The organism is Chryseobacterium sp., from assembly GCF_029240215.1.
In the GTDB taxonomy this organism is placed as follows: domain Bacteria; phylum Bacteroidota; class Bacteroidia; order Flavobacteriales; family Weeksellaceae; genus Chryseobacterium.
Genome location: NZ_JARBTK010000001.1, coordinates 759,853 through 782,937, shown reverse-complemented (window position 1 = coordinate 782,937; position 23,085 = coordinate 759,853). Strand labels below are relative to the sequence as shown.

Annotated in this window: 22 protein-coding genes; 11 read left to right on the top strand and 11 right to left on the bottom strand. The window is 35.2% G+C overall.

Annotated features, from left to right (window positions below; translation table 11 throughout):
- Positions 1–21 precede the first annotated feature (21 nt).
- A complete protein-coding gene (locus tag K0R77_RS03415; protein WP_300347828.1) occupies positions 22–153 on the top strand; it encodes a hypothetical protein in 132 nt (43 codons plus the stop codon).
- Between the two features lie 49 nt (positions 154–202).
- Here the strand turns inward: K0R77_RS03415 and K0R77_RS03410 are convergent, their stop codons facing one another.
- Positions 203–1,393, bottom strand: coding sequence for a DUF1501 domain-containing protein (locus K0R77_RS03410; protein ID WP_300347821.1), 1,191 nt, complete (start codon positions 1,391–1,393; stop codon positions 203–205).
- A gap of 91 nt (positions 1,394–1,484) precedes the next feature.
- Positions 1,485–2,858 carry a DUF1800 domain-containing protein gene (locus K0R77_RS03405; protein ID WP_300347815.1) on the bottom strand — a complete coding sequence of 458 codons (1,374 nt, stop codon included), beginning with the start codon at positions 2,856–2,858 and terminating at the stop codon, positions 1,485–1,487.
- Between the two features lie 239 nt (positions 2,859–3,097).
- Here K0R77_RS03405 and K0R77_RS03400 point away from each other — a divergent pair, with 239 nt between their 5' ends.
- The 7 genes from K0R77_RS03400 to K0R77_RS03370 all read left to right on the top strand — a co-directional run bounded on the left by K0R77_RS03400 (position 3,098) and on the right by K0R77_RS03370 (position 10,238).
- On the top strand, positions 3,098–3,661 hold the full coding sequence (locus K0R77_RS03400) for a hypothetical protein (RefSeq protein WP_300347810.1): 564 nt from the start codon (positions 3,098–3,100) through the stop codon (positions 3,659–3,661).
- A gap of 113 nt (positions 3,662–3,774) precedes the next feature.
- Positions 3,775–4,830 carry a glucokinase gene (locus K0R77_RS03395; RefSeq protein WP_300347804.1) on the top strand — a complete coding sequence of 352 codons (1,056 nt, stop codon included), beginning with the start codon at positions 3,775–3,777 and terminating at the stop codon, positions 4,828–4,830.
- A gap of 144 nt (positions 4,831–4,974) precedes the next feature.
- Positions 4,975–5,541 carry a YceI family protein gene (locus tag K0R77_RS03390; RefSeq protein ID WP_300347795.1) on the top strand — a complete coding sequence of 189 codons (567 nt, stop codon included), beginning with the start codon at positions 4,975–4,977 and terminating at the stop codon, positions 5,539–5,541.
- A gap of 78 nt (positions 5,542–5,619) precedes the next feature.
- Positions 5,620–6,231: a YceI family protein gene (locus K0R77_RS03385; RefSeq protein ID WP_300347788.1), complete on the top strand. Its 612-nt coding sequence runs from the start codon at positions 5,620–5,622 to the stop codon at positions 6,229–6,231.
- Between the two features lie 239 nt (positions 6,232–6,470).
- The gene (locus K0R77_RS03380) at positions 6,471–7,112 is read left to right on the top strand and encodes an alpha/beta hydrolase (protein WP_300347782.1); all 642 of its coding nucleotides are present in this window, start codon (positions 6,471–6,473) and stop codon (positions 7,110–7,112) included.
- A 95-nt stretch (positions 7,113–7,207) separates the two neighbouring features.
- On the top strand, positions 7,208–8,554 hold the full coding sequence (locus tag K0R77_RS03375; RefSeq protein ID WP_300347776.1) for an ammonium transporter: 1,347 nt from the start codon (positions 7,208–7,210) through the stop codon (positions 8,552–8,554).
- A 265-nt stretch (positions 8,555–8,819) separates the two neighbouring features.
- Positions 8,820–10,238: an L-serine ammonia-lyase gene (locus tag K0R77_RS03370; protein WP_300347769.1), complete on the top strand. Its 1,419-nt coding sequence runs from the start codon at positions 8,820–8,822 to the stop codon at positions 10,236–10,238.
- A gap of 132 nt (positions 10,239–10,370) precedes the next feature.
- Here the strand turns inward: K0R77_RS03370 and K0R77_RS03365 are convergent, their stop codons facing one another.
- The 7 genes from K0R77_RS03365 to tsaE form a co-directional block, all read right to left on the bottom strand.
- On the bottom strand, positions 10,371–11,216 hold the full coding sequence (locus tag K0R77_RS03365) for a prephenate dehydrogenase (RefSeq protein ID WP_300347753.1): 846 nt from the start codon (positions 11,214–11,216) through the stop codon (positions 10,371–10,373).
- Positions 11,217–11,485: 269 nt separating this feature from the next.
- The gene (locus tag K0R77_RS03360; protein WP_300347744.1) at positions 11,486–13,765 is read right to left on the bottom strand and encodes a cation:proton antiporter; all 2,280 of its coding nucleotides are present in this window, start codon (positions 13,763–13,765) and stop codon (positions 11,486–11,488) included.
- Between the two features lie 100 nt (positions 13,766–13,865).
- Positions 13,866–14,588 carry a LytTR family DNA-binding domain-containing protein gene (locus K0R77_RS03355; protein ID WP_300347732.1) on the bottom strand — a complete coding sequence of 241 codons (723 nt, stop codon included), beginning with the start codon at positions 14,586–14,588 and terminating at the stop codon, positions 13,866–13,868.
- Complete coding sequence (locus K0R77_RS03350) at positions 14,554–15,327, bottom strand: histidine kinase (RefSeq protein WP_300347727.1); 774 nt, start codon at positions 15,325–15,327, stop codon at positions 14,554–14,556. Before K0R77_RS03350 ends, K0R77_RS03355 begins: the two co-directional genes overlap by 35 nt.
- A 10-nt stretch (positions 15,328–15,337) precedes the next feature.
- A complete protein-coding gene (locus K0R77_RS03345) occupies positions 15,338–15,709 on the bottom strand; it encodes a hypothetical protein (protein WP_300347722.1) in 372 nt (123 codons plus the stop codon).
- Complete coding sequence (locus K0R77_RS03340) at positions 15,709–16,902, bottom strand: alanine dehydrogenase (protein ID WP_300347714.1); 1,194 nt, start codon at positions 16,900–16,902, stop codon at positions 15,709–15,711. Before K0R77_RS03340 ends, K0R77_RS03345 begins: the two co-directional genes overlap by 1 nt.
- Positions 16,903–16,972: 70 nt before the next feature.
- The gene (gene tsaE, locus K0R77_RS03335) at positions 16,973–17,380 is read right to left on the bottom strand and encodes a tRNA (adenosine(37)-N6)-threonylcarbamoyltransferase complex ATPase subunit type 1 TsaE (protein ID WP_300347705.1); all 408 of its coding nucleotides are present in this window, start codon (positions 17,378–17,380) and stop codon (positions 16,973–16,975) included.
- Positions 17,381–17,481: 101 nt separating this feature from the next.
- Here tsaE and dnaG point away from each other — a divergent pair, with 101 nt between their 5' ends.
- From dnaG to K0R77_RS03320, 3 genes are all read left to right on the top strand, one after another.
- Positions 17,482–19,452, top strand: coding sequence for a DNA primase (gene dnaG / locus K0R77_RS03330; protein ID WP_300347692.1), 1,971 nt, complete (start codon positions 17,482–17,484; stop codon positions 19,450–19,452).
- Positions 19,453–19,624: 172 nt separating this feature from the next.
- Complete coding sequence (clpP, locus tag K0R77_RS03325) at positions 19,625–20,311, top strand: ATP-dependent Clp endopeptidase proteolytic subunit ClpP (RefSeq protein WP_300347686.1); 687 nt, start codon at positions 19,625–19,627, stop codon at positions 20,309–20,311.
- A 163-nt stretch (positions 20,312–20,474) separates the two neighbouring features.
- Positions 20,475–21,737, top strand: coding sequence for an esterase-like activity of phytase family protein (locus K0R77_RS03320; protein ID WP_300347679.1), 1,263 nt, complete (start codon positions 20,475–20,477; stop codon positions 21,735–21,737).
- A 124-nt stretch (positions 21,738–21,861) separates the two neighbouring features.
- On the opposite strand, the gene tpiA is transcribed toward K0R77_RS03320, so the two are convergent.
- Complete coding sequence (gene tpiA / locus K0R77_RS03315; RefSeq protein ID WP_300347673.1) at positions 21,862–22,620, bottom strand: triose-phosphate isomerase; 759 nt, start codon at positions 22,618–22,620, stop codon at positions 21,862–21,864.
- Positions 22,621–22,716: 96 nt separating this feature from the next.
- Positions 22,717–23,067 (bottom strand): TerB family tellurite resistance protein, encoded by a 351-nt coding sequence (locus K0R77_RS03310; RefSeq protein WP_300347668.1) that lies wholly within the window; start codon positions 23,065–23,067, stop codon positions 22,717–22,719.
- Between the last annotated feature and the right edge of the window lie 18 nt (positions 23,068–23,085).

Here is a 23,085-nt window from a genome sequence, read left to right as displayed (position 1 = left end):
TTATCAAGAAAAATAAATATTATGAGATCAAGAATATTAAAAGCGGTACTTGCAATGGTGGTTCCCATTGTCATTGAATATGTTATCAAGAAATTTACAGAAAAGAAAGAAGAAGTGAAGGATCCGAATAGACAGATTCCTTCGCCACACTAATAATTAACCAATTATACCTTTAGCCTTACAAAAAAATTGTAAGGCTTTTTTATACGAAATCATATATGCCGTTTTTCCAGCCGAGAACTTTTGACGAATCGGCATTGAGCCAGTTTTTGAGAATGGTCGCATAGACTTTTCTGAAATCTTCGGTGTAAATCAAATCTCCTTCGTTGAGGTTTTGCAAATCGGGTAGAGCGTTGAGAATTCCTTTCTTTTTTAATCCTCCGCTGATAAAAAACATCTGATTTGCAGTTCCGTGATCAGTTCCTTTGCTTGCGTTTTGGGCAACGCGACGACCAAATTCTGAAAAAGTCATGAGTAAAATATCATTAAACAATCCGTTGGCTTTCATATCTGAAACAAAAGACTTCACTGCGTCGTTGATTTCACCGAATAACTTTTGCTGTCTTTCATTTTGATTGACATGCGTGTCAAAACTTCCTATTGAAAGATAGTAAACCTGAGTGTTGATGTCAGATTTGATCAATGAAGCAACGGTTTTAAAGTCTTTTCCCAATTTAGAATTCGGATATTCCTGAGTCGATTTTTTCGCCTTACTTTTTTCGAAAATATAATCGGCGTTATTAATGGTTGACCCTAAAGTTTTGTACAAATACGAAACCGTTTCGTCATCGTGATGATGGTCATGATCGTAGAGAGATTTGAAATATTTCTCCTGACTTGTCTGATACAGTTTTTTAGGATCTTTAAAGGCAAAAGCTTTGTTGTTTTCACCTTTTAAAGCCAGACTCAACATATCATCAACTTCCAGAGCCTGTGTAGGATGTTCACACTTATAACATTCTTCATCCAAAAATCTTCCGAGCCATCCGGTTTCCAGAAATTCGTCGCTTTTGCTTGCGGAATGCCAAATATCCATACTTCTGAAATGCGATTTGTCTGGATTTGGATACCCAACATTATTCATCAGAGAAAGTTCTCCACTATCAAATAATTCTTTAAAATAAGACAGGGTAGGGTTGATTCCTGTTTCGTCATTTAAAGGCAAAGAATCATTGATGGCGATATTATTTCTTTCTTTAAAATAAATATCATTTTTTGTAGGAATGATCGTATTCAAACCGTCATTTCCACCTGTAAACTGAAGTACAATCAGTATTTTCTGATTCGGATTCAGTGCATTATCCAAAGTCATTGACTGCAGAAAATTTGGAACAAACAATGAAGCCGTTGCCAATGAGCTTATTTTTAGAAATTCTCTTCTTTTGATAATCATGAGATTAGGTTTTAGGTTAAAGATATTAGGTTGTAGTTTTTAGGCGATTGTTTAAGCTTAAACCTAAAAGTTGCTACCTTCTACCTGATAATTACATTAACTGATATTCCGGTGTTGACATTAAGTTGATGATATTCATTTTCACACTTTGATCAGAAAACTGATTCACGGTATTCATATCTAAAGAGTCTGGGTTTACGAGCAGATAATTTTCAGCTTTTTTATTGGTTAAAGCTTTGTCTACTTTGTTCCAGTCTATGATGATATTGGGATTTTTAAAACTCTTATTTAAAGCTTCCCGGGATTTCATACCCATATCCATATCGTCATCTTCTTTTGCAGAATATTCCATCGGTCTTAAACCTGACCATATTTGCGGAATCTGAAGTCTCAACATTAAAGTCGAGCTTTCAATCCATGATTTTCCGTTTGGCCAGCCTGCAACGTTTGGAGGATACAGCAACATTTGCCCTAAAAGCTTCTGATAAACTGAAATGTTTTCAGGATTTTGAATTTGCATCGGTAACATTCTCATCATTCCGGCAAAAAGTTCTGTAGGAGATTTTATTCTGTTTCCGATATTTTTTTTGTCATAAAACCATGAACTTGAAAAGATCTCATTCATTAGTTTTTTAATATCGTAACCTGACTGATAAAAATTTTCGCTGAGATTTTTAATGATTTTTAAATCAGGTTTTTCATTGACGAAGAAAGTGTAAATCTTTGTCGTAATGAATTCTGCTGTAGCTTTTTGTTCCAAAATAATATTTAAAACATCATCACCTGTGAAATTTCCGGTTTTACCGAGAAAATTTTTTGTTCCTTCGTCATGCTGTTTTTTTCGTTCAAGAAAATTACCTTCTTTATCGTAACCCCATCCTGTAAAAGCTCTTGCCGCTTCACGGATGTCTTTTTCTGTGTAATTTCCTCTTCCCATCGTAAAAAGTTCCATGACTTCTCTTGCGAAATTTTCGTTGGGATGATCTTTTTTATTCTGTTGATTGTTCAGAAAGCTGAGCATTGCCGGAGAACGGCTTACCTCAAAAAGGAAATCTTTAAAATTCCCCAAAGATTTCTCCCGGATAACATTCAAAAGCTGTTTATTGAATTTTGGATTGTTGATTCTTGTCGCAAAATGTCCGTGCCAGAAAAAAGCCATTTTTTCTCTTAACTGTTCATTACTTGTAGCGAACTTTTTGAGAAAATTGAGATTGAGCTCATTGTTCTGCTTTTGATTCACCTTTTGGATTTCTCTTTTCTGTTCGGCAGTGGCTTTGGGATCATTATATTCAATGGGTTCAATGTCGGGAGTTTCATAGACAATGGGAGAAAAGTTCTCTTCATTGAAAACTTCCTTCAAGATGGTCTTGATGTTTTTATCTTTCAGGTTATCTACCTGCTCAATTCCCGGTCCGAAACCGGCACGCCAAAGAAGATGTTTGTTATTGATAAATGAAGCAACCATAGTCCTGATTTTGTTTTTTGATGATTAAATGAAGAAGAGGTTAAAGCATGTAAACAATTATTAATAATTATTTATTGTTTGCCTTCATGTAAAGTTAAACAACTATTTAAATATTTGAAAATTTAATCTGTTGATTTCCATTATTTTATGAAATGCTTAAGGTTTAATGTTAAGATGTATGAATTATTTTGGCATGATTTTTACATCTTCCACTTCAGTAAAATTTTAAAATCAGAGTTATGAAAATGTTTAAACAAACCATATTAGCAGCTGGAATTTTAACAGCAGGTTTAGTAAGTGCGCAAAGTGCTCAGATGAACAATATGATTAAAGTTGGTGCAACAGCGGGTATTGCTGTTCCTTCGGATAACCTTTCTGCTGCAGTAGGTGTGGATGTAGCGTACCAGAATTTGATCACTCCGGGATTTGGTTTAGGTATTGCGACCGGATATACTCATTATTTTGGAAAAGATAACAACGGATATGATAATAATGATGTGGGTGTAGTTCCTGTAGCGGCACTGTTCAGAATTTATCCAAAACAGACAGGTTTCTATTTTGGAGCTGACCTTGGTTACGGATTTTTAGTAGGTGATGACAAAGTAGCATCAAACTCTACAGCAGACAGACCAGATGGAGGTTTTTATTTGAAACCTGAAATAGGATATCACAACAGAGACTGGAATTTCTTTTTGCAATATCAGAAAGTATTCTCAGGAAGTAACGGTGATGTAGCAGGTCAGGACTACAATGTGGGAAGCATCGGAGCAGGATTCTCTTACAATATTCCTTTAGGAAAATAATTTATAGCTATATAATTAATTATAAACCAAACCTTTTCTAGTTTTTGAAAAGGTTTTCTTTTACCTAGCGAGAATTACCAAAACAATTATTATATTTGATAAAATTTGCGATTATGAACTTAAATCCAAAATTTCCACTTTTTTTACCGGGGGTAAAAAACAGCAATAACGATAATGTTTCAATCATTGGTGCAAACCTTCGTGAAGATATTACCACGGTCGCTTATTATATCTCTGGGAATGGTGGAATTGAAACTAAAATTCAAAAAAATTATCCTACAAAAGAATATACTTCTTTTACTGACATTCTCAAACAGTTTGTACAGGAAGAGCAGTTAGAAAATGTTAAACGTCTTGGTATTTCAGTTCCTGGACCGGTTTTGAACGGGAAAAGTAACCCTGCAAGATTAGGTTGGAGCTTTGATGTCGAAGAGTATAAAAGCGCATTTGGTTTTGAAGATGTATGCATGCTGAATGATCAGGAAGCTTCTGCATATGGGATTGCTCTTCTTGAAGATAGTGATCTTGATGCAATTTACAGCAGCGGTCATTTAGAGAAAGGAAATGTTGCGATCTTAGCTCCGGGAAATGGACTAGGTGAAGCAGGATATTTCTTCGACGGAAAATATCTGAGACCTTTTGCTACAGAAGGAGGTCACTCAGAATTTTCTCCCAGAACCAATGTTGAAGTAGAGTTTTACCAGTTTTTAAATAACATCTACGGAATTGTAAGTTGGGAAAATGTACTTTCTAAAACGGGATTATTTAATATCTACAGATTTCTGAGAGATGTTAAAAGACATCCGGAACCGGAATGGCTTTCAGACAAACTCAACAACGGAGACGGAAATTTCACGGAAGAAATTTTCAGAGCTGCAGTTGAAGATGATGTCATGATCTGCAAGATTGCTTTGGATACGTTCCTGGAATTTTTAGCAAGAGAAGCCAACAACCTTACGCTGAAATTAAAAGCAACAGGTGGTTTGTTAATTGCCGGTGATATTCCACAGGTTATCAGACAGTACATTGATAAAGACAAATTCTACGAGAAATTCAAGATCAGTGATAAGATGGAAGATATGTTGAAGAACATTCCGATTTATCTCATCAATACAGACAGTACGAGTATTAATGGTGCTGCACTTTACACCGCTTATTATAAAGATTAAAAAATAGAACTCCGAAGAAATTCGGAGTTTTTTTATGGGTGATTTTAGTCATAAAAAATATTTATGATAATTGATCTACATCAACGCTAACTAACGATCAAGATAATTACATTTGCAGAAATAAATAATTAAATAATTTTATTCATGAAAAAAATATTCTTGTTAGCGGTTTTAGCCGGCGGTTTGGCTTTCGGACAGTCAAAAAAAGTAGTAACATCTGATGTTCACTGGTGGGGTTACAAAGTTGCTAAAACTGAATCTAGTTCTCACGACGGTACTGTAAAAGTAAAATCAGGGAATATGATTATGAAAGGTAATGAGCTTGTAGGAGGTGATTTTGTTTTAGATATGAATTCTATCAACGCTACAGATCTTTCAGGAGAATACCAGGGGAAACTTAATGGTCACCTTAAAAACGGAGATTTCTTTGAAGTTGAAAAATTCCCAACAGCAAGTTTCAAAATTACTTCTGTAAAGAAAAACAGCGACAGGGTTTACAATAAATTGGTTACAGGAAATCTTACCGTTAAAGGAAAAACAAGTCCTGTCTCTTTCCCGGCAAAAGTTAATTATGCAAACGGAGTGGTGAGTTTAGAGTCAAATAAATTCTCTTTCGACAGACAAAAATTTGATGTTGCTTACAAATCTTCAATGAAAGATGTTTTTGTGAAAGATGATATCGATATGGTTGTAAAAGTGACTGCGAAATAATTTAATCAAAAAAATATTATTAAAAGTGTAGAAGTTCTACACTTTTTTTTATTTTTGTTGAATTGTAAATAAAAAAGAATGAAAAGATTATTATTGTTTGTGATGATGTGTGCGAGCATATCATTTGTATTTGCTCAAAAAAAGGGAGATAAAATTTCAAAAGTGATCACTTCTGAGATCAAATGGTGGGGACACAAAGTTGTAAAAACTAAAGCTTCCTCTCATTACGGTAGCTTAAAACTGAAAAGCGGAAAGTTTAATTTTGATAAAACAGTTTTTGTAGACGGTGAGTTCGTGATTGATATGAGAAGTTTAGTAGTAGCTGATCTTTCAGGTGACGATCAGGTAAAATTGACGAATGAATTGAAAGGAACCAATTTCTTTGAAGTTAAAAAATTCCCTACTGCAAAATTCCATTTGAAAAAGATTATTCCTTTGGCGAACAGCGAGTATAATTCTACGATCGTTGGAGACATTACCATCAAAGGAATCAGAAAAACGATTTCGTTCCCGGCAAACGCCCATATTACGCAGTTTACCGTAGAAATTGAGTCTTCAGTATTCTCATTAAACAGAAAAGACTTCAGAATTTTCTATCAGAATTCTTTGAAAGATTATTTCATCAAAGACGAGATGGATATTCAGTTTAAAGTTTCTACTCAGAAAGTTGACAACGAAAGACCTTTGTAAGGTTAATATTTTCATAAATTATCATGCACAACTTTTTTTAAGTTGTGCATTTTTTTTATTTTAGTACTACGAATCGATTGGTAATAAAAAAGATATCAGCAATTAGCTTCTTAAAAACTTTGAGGACCTAGTTAAGTGGAACGCCTTTGCGAACTTAAAAACAGTTAGTATAAAAAAATCTTTGCGAACTTTGCGTTTAAAATCTTTATAAATCGAATAAGAAAATTTAAAAAGTACAAATGAAAATATATGTAGTAAGCGGTTTGGGAGCAGATTTTAAAGTTTTAGAAAAACTAAAATTTCCCGAGCAACATGAAATCGTTTTTATTGATTGGTTGATTCCTGAGCTGGATGAGAATTTTACAGATTATGTTAACAGAATGGCTGAAAAAATCGATACTAGCGAGCCGTTTTATTTATTAGGATATTCCTTTGGCGGAATTATGGTACAGGAACTGAATGCATTGAAACCTGCCGAAAAAGTTGTCATCATGGGAAGTATCAAATCTGATAAAGAAAAATCCCGATTGATTAAAATGGGTGAAGTCACAAAAATTCCAAAATATTTGCCTATAGGTCTTTTTAATGATCAGACTTCGGTTTTCTATACAAGACTAAGAAAGTTTTTTGATCCGAAAAATCCTAAAGTCATTGAATATTTCCAGGTAAGAGATCCTTACTACCTGAAATGGTCTGTCGAAAGAATCTCAGAATGGAAATTTGAAGAAAACCCGAATGTAATTCAGATTTTAGGCGACCGTGATATTGTTTTTCCAATAAAAAATTCAAAACCAAACTATATTATCAAAGGCGGAACCCATCTTTTTCCGGCAACAAAATACAAAGAAGTTTCAACCTTGCTAAATGAAATTTTTATTTAAATTTAAAATTAACCCTAATTTAATTGGGGTTGATTCATTTTAATACTTATTTATTAAAATTTATATTTAATTTTGTAGGGGTTAAAAATAAAAATATGAAAGTTGGTTTAAAATGGAAAGTTTCATTTATCATAATTTCTTTAGTTGCCATTGGCGGACTTTTCTGGAAGCCTAGCGTTGATTTTCCAAATACCGGAGATTTTTTAGGACAGGAAAATATTGTAGGTTCTGATGTAGCCTGGATTTTAGCTGCAGCCGGACTTGTTCTTTTGATGACTCCCGGACTTTCATTTTTCTACGGCGGAATGGTCGGCAAAAAGAATATGATCTCAACAATGCTGCAAAGCTTTATTGCTTTAGGAGTGATTTCTATTTTGTGGATTGTTGTCGGTTTTTCTCTGTCTTTCGGAGATTCTATCGGTTTTGAAATCGATGGCGAACATTACGGAATTATTGGAAATCCTTTTACATATCCGTTTTTCAATCATGTCAGTATTTATCCTCATAAGACAATGGCTTCCACGATTCCTTTCATCTTATTTGCATTGTTTCAGATGAAATTTGCGGTGATCACTCCGGCTTTGATCACAGGGTCATTTGCTGAAAGAGTTAGATTCATTTCTTACCTTTTGTTTATGGTTCTTTTCAGTCTGTTCATTTATACGCCTTTATGTCATATGGTTTGGCATCCGGAAGGTCTTTTAAATAAATTTTTTGGCGTTAAAGATTTTGCAGGAGGAACGGTCGTTCACATGAGTGCAGGTTTTGCAGCTTTGGCAGGTGCCATTGTTTTAGGAAACAGAAAAAATCCGCATCACGAACCTTCGAATATTCCCTATGTCATTTTAGGAACAGGAATGCTTTGGTTTGGTTGGTTCGGTTTCAACGCAGGTTCAGCTTTAAGTGCAAACGCAACTGCGGCAATCGCTTTCGGAACTACAACGATTGCTTCGGCTTCAGCAATGATGACTTGGATATTTTTTGACAGAATCAACGGAAGAAAAGTTTCTGCGCTCGGTGCGTGTATCGGAGCGGTTGTAGGTTTGGTGGCGATTACTCCGGGATGTGGTTTTGTATCGATTCAGGAGAGTTTGTTTATCGGTTTTATTTCTGCGATTGTATCAAATTTAATGATGAACTGGAAAGCTTTGAAGAAAATCGACGATACTTTAGACGTTTTTGCCTGTCATGGAGTAGGAGGAATTATGGGAATGATCTTGACTGCGATTTTTGCACATGGCGAAAACGCAAGTCTTCTTCACGGCGGAATCGGGGTTTTTGCCCATCACATGATAGCGTTGGTTTTAGTTTCATTATTTACATTTTTCGGATCATTACTTTTATATAAAATTACCAACCGAATTATCACGCTCAGAGTTTCCGAAGAATCAGAGAATATTGGTTTGGATATGTCTCAACATGAGGAAAGCCTGAAATGGTAATTTAATTTAATTAATTTTATTTGGGCAGCTTTATCCGCCTGTAATTTATCCTGAGCTTGTCGAAGGACTCCCGCTTTTTTGCCTCCGCTTCGCTCCGGCAAAAAGAGCTCCGTTCAAGTCGGGCTGCGTAGTTGTGCAGAGTTCAAGAGAGGTTCATAAAAAGTGAGATTTGTTTGTATTAGATTTAGCTGTAAACCTTTTTTAACATTTCATTTCTTTAGATTTTATCGTGTATATTTGCTTTTCATGAAAATGAAAATCACGTATGGAATCTATATCGGTTTTTGAGATTATTAAAGTAGGAATTGGACCTTCCAGTTCGCACACAATGGGACCCTGGAACGCTGCTTCGGCATTTATCAGAATTATAAAAAGAGAAAGATCAATTGCTGAGGTGAAAGAAGTTTTTCTGGAATTCTTCGGTTCGCTCGCAAAAACGGGGATTGGTCACGGAACTGATATCGCCGGAATGTTGGGTTTAAACGGAGAAGATTTTAAAACCATCAACACTTCAAAGATCGACGAAATCGTTCAACATATCAAAACGTCTGAGATTCTTAATTTAGGCGGAGAAAAAGAAATTCCTTTCATCTACGGACATCATCTGGTTTTGAATATGTCCAAATCTTTAGATTTTCATCCTAATGGAATGATTTTTAAAGCCATCTTTGAAGACGGAACAGAGCTCGTACAGGATTTTTATTCTGTTGGTGGCGGTTTCATTGCAAGTCAGGAAAAAAACTCTATCGAAAAACATTGCGTTCGTACTTTGTACCCTTGTCATCACGGTTCGGATATTGTAAAATATTGCGAGAAATTAGGTTTAGATAAAATGTCAGATCTAGTTTTAATCAATGAAGAAAGCTGGAGAACTCAGGAAGAAACGAGAAAAGAAGCTCTCAATATCTGGGAAAACATCAAAGAATGTATTTACAAAGGTGTTAATAAAGAAGGCGTTTTACCAGGAGGACTCAACGTTACCCGAAGAGCTGCAGGAATCAACAGAAAACTTCTTGGTGAAGAAATTTATAAAAATAAAGATCAGTGGTTTCAGCAGGTTGTTGATGCCGAAGAGAATTTCACCAATATCAATAAATGGATTGCGTGTTTTGCATTAGCTGTAAACGAGGAGAACGCAAGTTTTGGCCGAATTATTACTGCACCAACGAATGGAGCAAGTGGAGTGATACCGGCGGTTTTAATGTATGCACAGGCTTTTACACCCTATACAAGTGACGACGATATTGAGAGATTTTTATTGGTTGCCGGAGAAATCGGAACCTTATTCAAGAAAAACGCAACTATTTCTGCAGCAATGGGTGGTTGTCAGGCAGAAGTTGGGGTTTCTTCAGCAATGGCTGCTGCAGGTCTTACAGAAATTCTTGGCGGAAGTGTTGGTCAGGTTTTGATGGCGGCAGAGATTGCAATGGAGCATCATTTAGGTTTAACGTGTGATCCGATCAGAGGTCTGGTGCAGATCCCATGTATCGAAAGAAATACGATGGGAGCGATGAAAGCGATTACTGCAGCCAATATTGCATTGGAAAGTGATCCTGCAAAAGCCAAAGTAAGTCTTGATCAGGTAATACAAACAATGTGGGAAACTGCTTTGTCGATGAACGACCGTTTCAAAGAAACTTCTGAAGGTGGTTTGGCAATTGCAGTGAATGTTCCGGAGTGTTAAAATAAAAGAAAAATAGCACACTATAAAAACGTCCTGACGTTTTACTTAAAACCTCAGGACGTTTTCATTAAAAGATACTGACGTTTCATCTAAAACGTCAGTATCTTTTTTTTGAGAGATAAAATTCCTTTTTTATTTATCTAAAATCCCTCTGATTTTATTTGCATTTTCAATGAGTTCTCCCAAATATTCAAAGTTTTCTTTTTCCAATGCAGATTTGAATTTTCTTAACTGAGAAATATGTTCATTGAGAACATCCAGTACATTTTCTTTGTTCTGCTTAAAAATCGGAACCCACATTTCAGGATGAGATTTGGCTAATCTTACCGTACTTGAAAAACCCGAACTTGCCAATTGGAAAATCGTTTCTTCTTCTTTTTCTTTCTCTAAAACGGTATTCGCAAGTGCATAAGAAGTAATATGTGAGATATGTGAAATATAAGCGGTGTGAACATCGTGAGCTTCTGCATTCATGTAAATCAAATGCATATCTAAACTTTCAACAACTTTTTGAACCAGTTCTAAAGCATCATTTGCTGATTCTTCACGGTTACAGATCACTCCTGCCTTGCCTGAAAAACTTTCCCCAATGGCAGATTTTGGTCCGTGATTTTCCGTTCCCCACATCGGATGAAAGGCAACAAATCTTGATCTTTTCGGATGGTCTTTAGCTGAATTCACTACTCCTGCTTTGGTAGAACCTACATCCATCACAGTTTGAGAATCTGAAATTGAATCTAAAACAACAGGTAAAATCTCTCTTGCCGCATCAACAGGAATAGCAATGATAATTAAATCAGAATCTTTAATTCCGCTTTCTAAATCCATTTCTTTATCAATGATATTTAATGCTAAAGCTTCTTTTAAATTACCTTTATTATTGTCAATGCCGTATACGAAATCAACGAGTTTTTTTTCTTTCAGTTTTAATGCGATTGAACCTCCGATCAATCCTACACCAATAATGCTAATTTTCATTTTCTTTTAATTTAAAAATAAAAAACCCCGTCCGAGGACGAGGTTTTAAGTTATATAACAAGAATCTCTATCCCAAATCTGAGCTGAAAATTCTATAATAATATGTTCTGTTTTTGTTAATCACAAAGCGAAGGTAATGATTTTTTTAATTTTATTAAAATTGAATGATGAATTTTGTTTTGTAAACGAATAGTCAATTTTAAAATACAATGATGAAATTCATTTTCGAAGAATAATTGACTTGTAAAACAAAATTCATAATTGACCAACTAAGGGTTAGAGATTATCAATGTCGAAGGAATATCCGAAAGCCAAAGACTTTTTGAATCGATCAGACCTCGCCAGCTTTTTTTGCTGATCAACATTAGATCCTGACCATTTAGGAATTCCTTTTCAATTTTCTTTTCGTTGTATAATGTAATGTGATTTGGTGCAACCTGTTCGATACTTCTGATGAGTTCTTTGACCTCAATATTATTACGAATTTGTCCTGCAACATCCAAAATAATGATTTGAGAATTGTTATTATTGATCAGTCTTTTCGCATATTCAAGCAGGTAAAAATCACTTAGATTAAAGATCGGAACAAACACTTTTTCGGCGGAAGTAAATCCTTTCTCCACTAAAACTCCAACAGGAATATTCGTTTTATCTAAAATCTGTAAGGTAAAATCGTCAAACGGAGAATTGTTGAAAATATAGCTTTTACCTTTTACGGTATTCAATAACTTTTCAGGATTGATAATTTTTGTGGTGAATCCTAAAAGTCTTCCCAACAAACTTCCTTCGTACATTGATTTTCCAAGCATAATTAAAAGTAAATCGTAATTTCCTTTGTTTGAAATGCTTGTAAGATCGCTTTCAATGTCTGTTGAAGCTTTGAAAAGCGTAGTTACTTCTATCTGTAGATCATTAGAAGTTTCAATAACGTTTTTGAATTGATCATTTTCATATTCGTTGATTTCGTAAGTGTGCATTTCGTCAACAGGAGCGATATTCATTGCAGTAATGCTCTTATTGCCATTCATTTTATACGTGAAATCGTTGGCGAGTTTCAGAAGAGTACTTCCGGATTCTGGATTATCAAAAGAGAGCAAAACACGATATTTTGAATCGTTCTCATCATTTGCAATATCTTCATTTTTCTTAGATTTAAAAATATAATTAATTAAGTCTAAGGCCGGCCCGGTCATGAATGTTGTGAATAGCGCCATAATGACCATCATTGCAAATATTTTCGGGCTTAAAACTCCAAGGTCGTAACCGATATTTAAAACAATGAGTTCCATTAAACCTCGTGTATTCATCAAAGCACCAATTGTTAAACTTTCTTTCCAGTTGATTCCGAGAAATTTTGCTGTTAAAGCACTTCCTGCAAATTTTCCTACTACAGCAACCAAAATAATAGCACCTGCAGTTACCCACAAATGACCTTCATTCAACAAACCTATTTGTGTACGAAGTCCGGTAAATACAAAGAAAAGTGGTAATAAAAGTACAAGAGCAACGTCTTCTACTTTGTCAATAAACAATGATCTGAATTTCGCGTTTTCAGGCATAATTGCTCCCGCCATAAATGCTCCGAACAAAGCATGAATTCCGATCACTTCTGTTGCGTATGCTGATAAAATCAACGTCAGAAAAAATATAGCAACCATCGGTTTGTTGATGGTGTTTTTTTCTGCCTGAAGATCTCCGATTCTTTTCAGGAAAGGTCTTACAATTTTAATCATTAAAAATACATAACCAATCGCCATTAAAATCACGTAAATCGAACTGGCAAAAGAACCCGCTTTTACAATCGCAATCACGGCTGCCAAAATACACCAAGCCGTAATATCATCCGCTGCTGCACAGGTTATGACAATTGTTCCTAATTTTGTTTTCTGAAGATTCCTCTCCTGAACAATTCTCGCCAACACAGGGAATGCTGTGATACTCATCGCAATGGCAATAAATAAAGCGAATGACGTAAACTGAACTCCATCTGGAGCAAATTCACGATAGATGAAATAGGAAAGTCCGATTCCCAATGCAAAAGGAATAATGATACTTGCATGACTTATGACAACCGCATCGTGCGCTTTTTTTCTTAAAACACTCAAATCAAGCTCCATTCCGACGATGTACATGAATAGAATCAATCCGATTTGGCTTAAAAACTGCAAATTTCCCAATGATTCTTTAGGAAAAAGAAATGCGGAAAATTCAGGGAAATACATTCCTAAAAGTGAAGGTCCGAGAATAATCCCGGCAATCATTTCACCGATTACGCTTGGTTGTTTAATTTTAATGCAGATCCAGCCCAAGAATCTTGCTGCCATTATAATGGTAACAATCTGTGCCAGTAAAAGAGCCAAAGGATGATGAAGATTGGTCTGAAAAGATTCAACGAAATTTTCCCATGTAGAACCGTTATGTGTTTTTACAACGATGTTTTCGCCAACTTCAAGTGTTTGTCCCTGAATCATAAACCAATACATCAGACAAGAAAAAACTGCGATGGTCACGATGTAAAAGATGATATTTCTGTATTTAGCCCAATTCATATTCCCCTTTTTTGTCTACAAATTTGAAAAGAATAAAACGATCTACAGCATTGATTATTTTTAAATGTAATGAATCTTCTGAAAAATGTAATAAAACAGATTATCTGTTTCCAAACACTTCTAATAAAGAACTTCTATACGTTTCACCGATGTGAAGTTTAAGAAAATTCTCATGATTTACTTTAATATTTGTAACAATTTCGCTAGTTGAAAAAACTTTGATTGCCGAGATTGAAATAATCTCTTTTTTGTTGACCTGAGCAAAATCTTTCGAAGGTAGCATTTCTAAAAGTGATCTGAAGTTGAGATTCTTTAAAACAATCGTTGAATTGTCTTTAAGGGTGATTTCTTTGTCTCGGCTATCGATTTCAGAAGTTTTAATATAGGCGATTTGATCTGTAAAAATAATGGTTTTACCGATATTGGTATTCCACTCGATGAAGTTTTTTTTCTGCGAATTGGCGTTGATTTCCTTTACTTTTTCAAACGCCTGAATCAGTCTTTCTTTTTTGATAGGTTTACGCACATAATCGACTACATTCAAATCGAAAGCTTCTGCAGCATATTCTTTGTAAGCCGTTGTGAAGATGACTTTCTTTGAATCTGAAATGCGTTCTGCTACCTGAATACCATTTATTCCGGGCATTTCGATGTCTAAAATGCAGACTGTACAATCAAGATCGTTGATCTCGTTCAGGAAAATTTTAGGATCATTAAAAGCTTTGATGACTTCTACGTTTTCTATTTGCTCACACAGAAGTTTGAGATAACTGATTGCCAGAATTTCATCATCTAATATAACGCACTTTATCGTAGAACTCACCGAGGTTTATTTTTAATTCTGCTGTGAAGATACCATTTTTTGAACTTCTGTTGAGATCGTAGAAGTTATTGTAGATCATTTTTAAACGCTGATCCAAAGACTGACTTCCGAATCCGCTTTTTTCTTTTTCCAAAACATTTTTCAGGGATGCTTTGTTGCTGACTTTCATCGTGAAAACTCTGTTTTCCAGTTCAAGCTGAATCGAAATGAAAGAATCCTGAGCGAGAAAATCTGTGTGTTTAAAGGCATTTTCGATAAGATCTACAGAAATCAACGGTGCAAAAACTTTTTCTTCGTAAACTGCATCAGACTTATCAATTTTAGATTTAATTCTGAAATCAAAAAGCGGATTGATCTTGATTTTATTGATTTCGATCAGGCTTAAAGCAAAACTGAATTCTTCTTTCGGACTTACAAATTTTTTGTTGCTTTCGTATAAAATATAATCCAGAACATTGGCGAGCTTGTCCAATGACATATAGGTCTGATAAGCATGAGACTGTACAGAATTTAAAATGTTTTTAAAAAGATGGGGATTCAGTTTGGTTCCGATATGTTCCAACTGAACTTCGTTTAATCGTTGTTCAATCAGTTTATTAGTTTCCGAAAGTTTGTTGTTTTTCTTTCTGAAACTCTGATTCTGACTGAATAAATAAATACTGACCGTAAGAAAAAAGAAGATGGCAAAAACTCCGACGAAAATCAGATAATCGTGAATCATGTAGTAATTACCGTCCATCGCAGTCGTTTTATTTTATTTTTTTCAAACTTAATAGTTGAGCTTCTTCAGCACATTTTTCAAAAGTAACTTCATAACGAGGATTTTTTTCAGGGTAAAAAATCAGATAATCCGGGCAAGGTTTTTTCTGAGCATGACTTCTGTCGAAATCTACTTTTCCGGCAGTGATGATGCTGTCTTTTACAAATTTTTCATTGATTTGTAAAGCAGCCATTTCAGCTTTGAAATTTTCAGAATACTTAAAATCTTTAGAAAGGGTTTCGGCGATTACGCGACTGTTTGGTAAATATCCACTGCAGCTTACACCTTTTTTATTAAGAACAAAAAATACAATAATAAGTCCGGGAACAAGACCGATTAGAAAGAATTTGATTTTTTTCATTAGAAAATTAAAAGATTGATATCATGATAAGTAAGTCCGAAACGGTCACAGATTACCTTTTTGGTGTGTCTGCCTTTGTACATATACAGACTTTGTTTCATTTCGTTTTTGCGGATCAGCATATTTTCAAAACCACCTTCTACATCATAGTTTAATATATAAGAAAGGAAAAAGTTTGAGATTGCTTTGGTAGTTGTTCTTGGCATTTTTGAGGTCAGATTGGGAAGACCGCAGTGAATAACGCCGTGTTTAATGATGTAAGGGTCATCCATCGTGGTCAGTTCTGATGTTTCGATCACTTTACCGTTATCGATAGCGATGTCGATAATGACGCTGCCTTTTTTCATTTTGCAAACCATTTCTTCGGTTACAATCGGCTGCATATTTAATCTGGGAAGTGCTCCGATGACAACATCGGCACGTCTTAGGCTTTTGCTAAGCTCTTTAGGGTCGATAATTGAAGTTGGAACTCTGCTGTCAACCAAAGTATGAAGTCTCCTCAACTTAGAAAGCGAATTATCAAAAACTTTTACGCTTGCTCCCAAACCAATTGCAGCTTTTGTGGCAAATTCGCCAACGATTCCTGCGCCTAAAATGACAACTTCGGTAGGTCTTACTCCGGTAATTCCGCCGAGCATTAATCCATTTGATAAGGCTAATAATTCTGAGGCATATAAAATGGAAACCGTTCCTGCAATTTCTCCGACTAATCGTACTAAAGCCAATTGTTTGTATTCGTCAACGATAAATTCGAAGGCAATGGCATTGATTTTTTTCTCCGCTAATTTTAAGAAATAATCTTTATCTCTAAGATTAATCTGTAATGCAGAAACTAAATAGGTATTAGGCTTAAAATAATCAATTTCTTCATCCGTCGGAGGATTGACCTTTAAAATCAAATCCTGACTAAATGCCTCTTTAGGATCTTTGGTGATAATCGCTCCCGACTCTGAGTACTGAAGATCGGTAAAAAAAGAACCTTGTCCAGCACCGGATTCTACAATAATCTCATGACCGTGCTGTACCAAAACCTGCACTGCGTCGGGTGTTATACAAGTACGTCTTTCATTGAGACAGGTTTCTTTGGGAACTCCTATACTGAATTGCTTGCCTTTTTTGATAACTTCCAACTTTTCCTCCTTTGGCATTAATTCTTCCTCGGAAAAAGGAGTAAAAATATTTGTGCTACTCATTTTAAATTCAATTATGACTTACAGAAAATTAAAAATTCAATCGATTTCTTCGAACAAAGATACATAATATTTACTCGAAACTGATTTCTCTGCTTTCGCCGTTATTGTGAATGCTCATCGTGTGGTACTTCAATCCGTACAATTCTTCTTCATAAACTTCGGGCCACTCAATGATGCATAAATAGGCATTGTCAAGATATTCTTCAATTCCGATGTCATATACTTCATCGATATTTTTCAGGCGGTAAAGGTCAAAATGATAGACTTTTCCTTTTGGTGTACTGTATTCATTTACAATTGAATAAGTCGGAGAATTGACTTCATCTGTACTTTCTAAATTTTTAAGTAAAAACTGAGTGAAAGTAGTTTTTCCGGCACCTAAATTTCCTTTTAATAAGAGAATCGGATGCTGTAGTTGCGGAAGGATTTCTTCTACAACGTTTTGCCAGTTTTCTATCTGTTTGATATTAAATTGCATGAATGTAATTTGATGCAAAAGTAATAATATTACATTTTAAATATAACAATAAACTCCAATTAATTAAATTCTGAAACTTCAATTTTCCTTACTTTTGTAAGATGATTTCCAAGCAGACGATAGATAAAATATTTTCCACAATCCGGGTAGAGGAGATTGTTGGCGAATATGTGCAGTTGAAAAGAGCGGGATCAAACTTTAAAGGTCTGAGCCCGTTTCATGATGAAAAATCGCCAAGTTTTGTGGTTTCTCCAAGCAAGCAGATTTGGAAAGATTTCTCGACTGGAAAAGGGGGAACTGCAATTTCTTTTTTAATGGAAATTGAAAATTTCACTTATCCTGAAGCGCTTCGCCACGCCGCAAAAAAATACGGAATTGAAATTGAAGAAGACCAGCGTGAATTTTCCGAAGAAGCAAAAAATGCGCAGTCTGAAAGAGATATTCTTTATAAAATTCATGAAATCGCCAACGAATATTTCCAAAATATTTTATGGGAAAATGAAGAAGGCAGATCGATTGGTTTGTCGTACTTCCGTGAACGTGAATTGAAAGATGATATCATCAAAAAATTTCAGTTGGGATATTCTCCGGAAAAGAAAAATGCGTTTACAGAATTTGCTTTAAATAAAGGATATTCCAAAGAAATATTAGAAAAATCAGGACTGTCAATTTTTCCTGAAAATTCTCCTGCAGGTATCGACCGTTTTCGTGAAAGGGTGATGTTTCCGATTCACAGCTTTTCGGGAAGAGTTTTGGGTTTTGGAGCGAGAATTCTTAAAAATAATATCAAAACTGCCAAATATCTCAATTCACCTGAAACTGAAATCTATCACAAATCAAATGTTTTGTATGGTTTAAACCAAAGTAAACAGGCGATTTCGAGAAAAAACATTTGTCTTTTGGTGGAAGGTTATATGGATGTGATTTCTCTTCATCTTTCAGGGATTGAAAATGTAGTGGCGAGCTCCGGAACTTCTCTTACGACCGAGCAAATTAAGCTTATCAAAAGACTGACAGAAAACGTTACGATTCTTTTTGATGGTGATAATGCCGGAATTAAAGCAAGTTTCCGAAGCATCGATATGTTGCTGACGGAAGGGATGAACATCCGGGTATTACTTTTCCCGGAAGGCGACGATCCCGATTCTTTTGCCAGAAAACATCCTCAGGAATATGTGGAAAAATTCATCGAAAATGAAGCGATGGATTTTATTGATTTTAAAGCTGAAATTCTTTTAAAGGAAGCAGGAAATGACCCGATAAAAAAGGCAGAAGCAATCAGAAATATCGTGAAATCTGTCGGTTTTGTGCAGAATGCGCTTAAAAGGGAGGTTTATTTAAAAGAAGTTTCTAATAAATTCGGGCTTTCTGAGCAGAGTTTATTTAATGAACTGGATATTCAGAAGCAGATCACTCAAAATCAGGCACCGAAAAGTCAACCTAAAGAAAATATTCAGCCCAAACTGGAAATAGTTCCTGAAAGCGTGCAACAAGTTGATCCTATTATGTTTGATTTGTTGAATCAGGAAAACAATCTTGTGAATTTGATGCTGAATTTCGGGGACGTTGTTCTTCACAGAGAAAACCAAGAGAACGAGAGATATGAAATTACCGTCATCGAGGAAATCCTTCATCATTTTGAGGAAGAAAACTATGAATTTCAGGTTGAACTGAATAAAATCTTAATCGACAGCATCAAAGAGGGTATTCAGAATGATGAGTTAAGAAAGGGCGATTTTTTTGTCAGTTTTATGGACGAAAATATTACTTCAAAAGTAGTTGATGCCATTATGCCTTTAAATGATCTTGAAAACTGGGCTTCCAGAAATATTTTTCCGCCTAATTATGGTGACAAGATCAACAGTCAGGTAGAAGGAGATATTTTAATTCACAAATTCAGATACATTGATTATTTAATTAAAGAAACTACTGAAAGCCTGGAATTAAATAAAGATAACGAATCTAAATATTTTGAATCTATCAAAAAAATAACCTTACTGAAACAGGCTTCCATGCAGCTTTCGGAAATTTTAGGATATTCTCCTATTAAAGGAATTTATGTGAAAAGGTAGACGGAATTAGTTGTCAGAATTCAGTTGAAGAGTTTAAAATTATTTTAAAATAAAAATCTGCAAACTTAAAGCTAAGACCCACCACCTAAACTGCCAAAAAGTCCTATAAAATTTTAGGAATAAAAGTTGTAAATTACATCTTAATTAATTTTAAAAATATACCAATAGAAATATGGACATTAAAAAAGAATTCAGAGATTTCTCTGTAAAACATTTAGGAAACAACGGTTTGGTAACCGATCAGTATATGGGAATGTATGGTCCTACAAACCTTACCCCTTACATCATGGAAGAAAGAAGAATGAACGTTGCTCAGATGGACGTTTTTTCTCGTTTGATGATGGATAGAATCATTTTCCTGGGAACAGGAATTGACGATCAGGTTGCTAACATCGTAACGGCTCAGCTTTTATTCTTAGAAAGTGCTGATCCTTCAAAAGATATTCAGATCTATATCAACTCTCCGGGTGGAAGTGTTTATGCAGGTTTGGGAATTTATGACACCATGCAGATTATTAAGCCGGATGTTGCTACAATCTGTACAGGTATTGCCGCTTCGATGGGAGCTGTATTATTGGTTGCAGGTGAAAAAGGAAAACGTTCTGCGTTGAAACATTCAAGAGTAATGATTCACCAGCCTTCCGGTGGTGCGCAAGGTGTTGCTTCTGATATGGAAATCAACCTGAGAGAGATGTTGAAATTGAAAAAAGAATTATACGACATCATTTCTGAACATTCGGGACAAACTTACGAATGGGTAGAAAAAGCATCTGACAGAGATTACTGGATGACTTCTACCGAAGCGAAAGAATTTGGAATGGTGGATGAGGTTTTACAGAGATCTAAAAAGGAAAAATAATTTTTCTTAAAAAAATAATTAACATACGCATCAATTTATTTGGTGCGTTTTTTTGTGAGCAAATATTACTTTTAACATCTATAAAATTATTTAAAACACAATTATTATTCTGTTCAAGATGAGTTTATAATCAATATCTACTTTCGCACCTATAAAAGTATTTATGAAAAAAATCCTGTTAACTATTATTGCTTTCATTTCTTTGACAGCATGTAATAATGATGATAATGTAACTAATCAAGACATCAATTACTCAAAACTTCCTCAGGAATTCCCTTTCTCAACATTAATGACCTTAAATGGAGTGAATATTATTAATGGTGGTTTTGGTTCAGGAGCAACGGCGCATCCTACTCAGAAAGGTGAATTTTATGTAATTACCGACCGTGGTCCCAATGTAGCCTACTCTAATGGAATCAAAATTCTTGTACCGAATTTTACACCAACGATCATGCATTTCAAAATCAATGCTGAAGGAAATATTGAAGTCATAAAATATATCAAACTTAAAAACCCTTCCGGACAGCTGATTACTGGTCTTCCGAATCCTGTAGGAATGGGAAGTACTGGTGAAATTGCTTATGCTGCAGACGGAAGTGTATTGGGAACAGACAATTATGGTCTTGATAGCGAAAGTATTGTAGCTGCCGCAGATGGAACTTTCTGGGTTTCTGATGAATATGGTCCTCACATTGTACATTACAGTGCAGAAGGTGTAGAATTAGAAAGAATAAGCCCAATCGGTGTAAATACAGGTACAAGAAAACTTCCTGCCGTTTTTGCAAAGCGAAGACCCAACAGAGGAATGGAAGGAATGTGTATGACACCGGACGGAAAAATGCTGGTTGGAGCAATACAGTCTACAATGTATGTTCCTACAAAAGCTTTGGCAACAAATACTACCTTAACGAGAATTGTAACTTTTGATGTGGCAACAGGGCAGACTAAGCAATATTTATACAAACAAGACGGTGGAGCTTCAGATTCTGTTTGCGAAATTACTCCAATCAGCAACACAGAATTTTTAGTGATTGAAAGAGATGGAAGTTTCGGTTCGGTTGGCGGACTTAAAAAAGTGTATAGGATCAATCTTTCAGGTGCTTCTGATGTTTCAGGAACGGATCTCACTGCTGTTGACGGAATGAAAATCAACGGAAAAACTCTTGAACAATCTACATGGGCCGAGTTGAGTACAGCGGGATTAATGCCCGTTACAAAAACGTTGGCGGTAGATTTGGTTACTAAAATAGGATACGAACACGATAAATTTGAAGGAATTGTCTATTTAGGAAATAATAAACTGGCCGTTTTTAATGATGATGATTTTGGAGTTACAGACGATGGAAACGGAAATCCAAAAACGAAAATCCTTCCTAAAACAGGGAAGCAGGATAAAGGAACTATGTATATAGTCGATATTCAATAATTAGGTTTTTGCAAAAAGCGGCGGCATCTTAGATGCCGCCGCTTTTGTTTTTTATAAAATTTAATAGAATTGATTTATATACTAAAAATCTTATTTAGTTAAGTCAACCTATTTAAAATGGCTTTTAATTAAACCCCTCAATAATTTTAGAAAAATCTTCAACTTTCAAAGCAGCCCCGCCAATTAATCCACCATCAATATCCGGTTGAGAGAAAATTTCTTTAGCGTTGTCAGGTTTTACAGAACCTCCGTAAAGAATAGACACTTCGTCAGCAACTTCCTGTCCGTATTTCTCAGCGATAATTCCTCTGATGTGAGCATGAATTTGCTGTGCCTGTTCCGGACTAGCCGTTTCACCAGTCCCGATTGCCCAAACTGGTTCGTAAGCAATTACTACTCTCTTGATTTCATCCGCAGAAAGAGTGAAAAGCGCAGTTTCGGTCTGGGTTTTCACAACGTCTAAATGTTGACCTGCTTTTCTTTGTTCAAGAGTTTCACCGTTACAGTATACAGGAATTAAGCCTTTATCTAAAGCCAGTTTTACTTTCTTGTTACAGCTTTCGTCGTTCTCACCGTGATATTGTCTTCTTTCGGAATGACCGATCAAAGAACCGTTTACATTAATTGATTCCAGCATATCTGCAGAAAGTTCTCCTGTGTAAGCACCACTTTCAAATTCACTCATATCCTGTGAGAAAACTCCGATTTCGTCTTTCTCAAAAATGTCTTTTGCCATCATTAAATACAAAGATGGCGGAGCGATCCATACTTCACAGTTGGTTTTATTTTCATTTTTATAACCTAATAATTGAATCATCAACTGCTGTGCTTCAATTACGTTTTTGTTCATTTTCCAGTTTCCTGCAACTATTTTTCTTCTCATAGTTTTTTTATTTTAGAAGTTAGAGATTAGATACTGGAAGTTAGAATCACAGTAAGTTTTAAACTAACATCTAACTTCTCGTTTCTAATTTCTCAATTAATTAATATTCCAAAGATTTTTCAAAAGCACATAGAAAGTATGTTCCTCATCAGTCACCACATCATCAGCTTTGATCAGAGATTTTGCAAACTGGGTAAAGTTTAAACGTTCTTCTTCAGTAGAATCTTCTAAGAAACAACGTCCGTGAAATTCAAAATGATCTTTCCATTCTTCAGGCTGAAGCAATGCGATGGTTTCCAACTCGTTATCTAAATTGATTTTAAAAGGAAATTCGTCAGCCAAATACTGCTGAACCAACATTCCTTCTTCCGGAGCAAATTCACCGTCCACAGACGAAAGAATCATTAGTAAATGATAACCTGCAATTGATTTATTTGATTTTTGCATTGATATATATTAAAATTT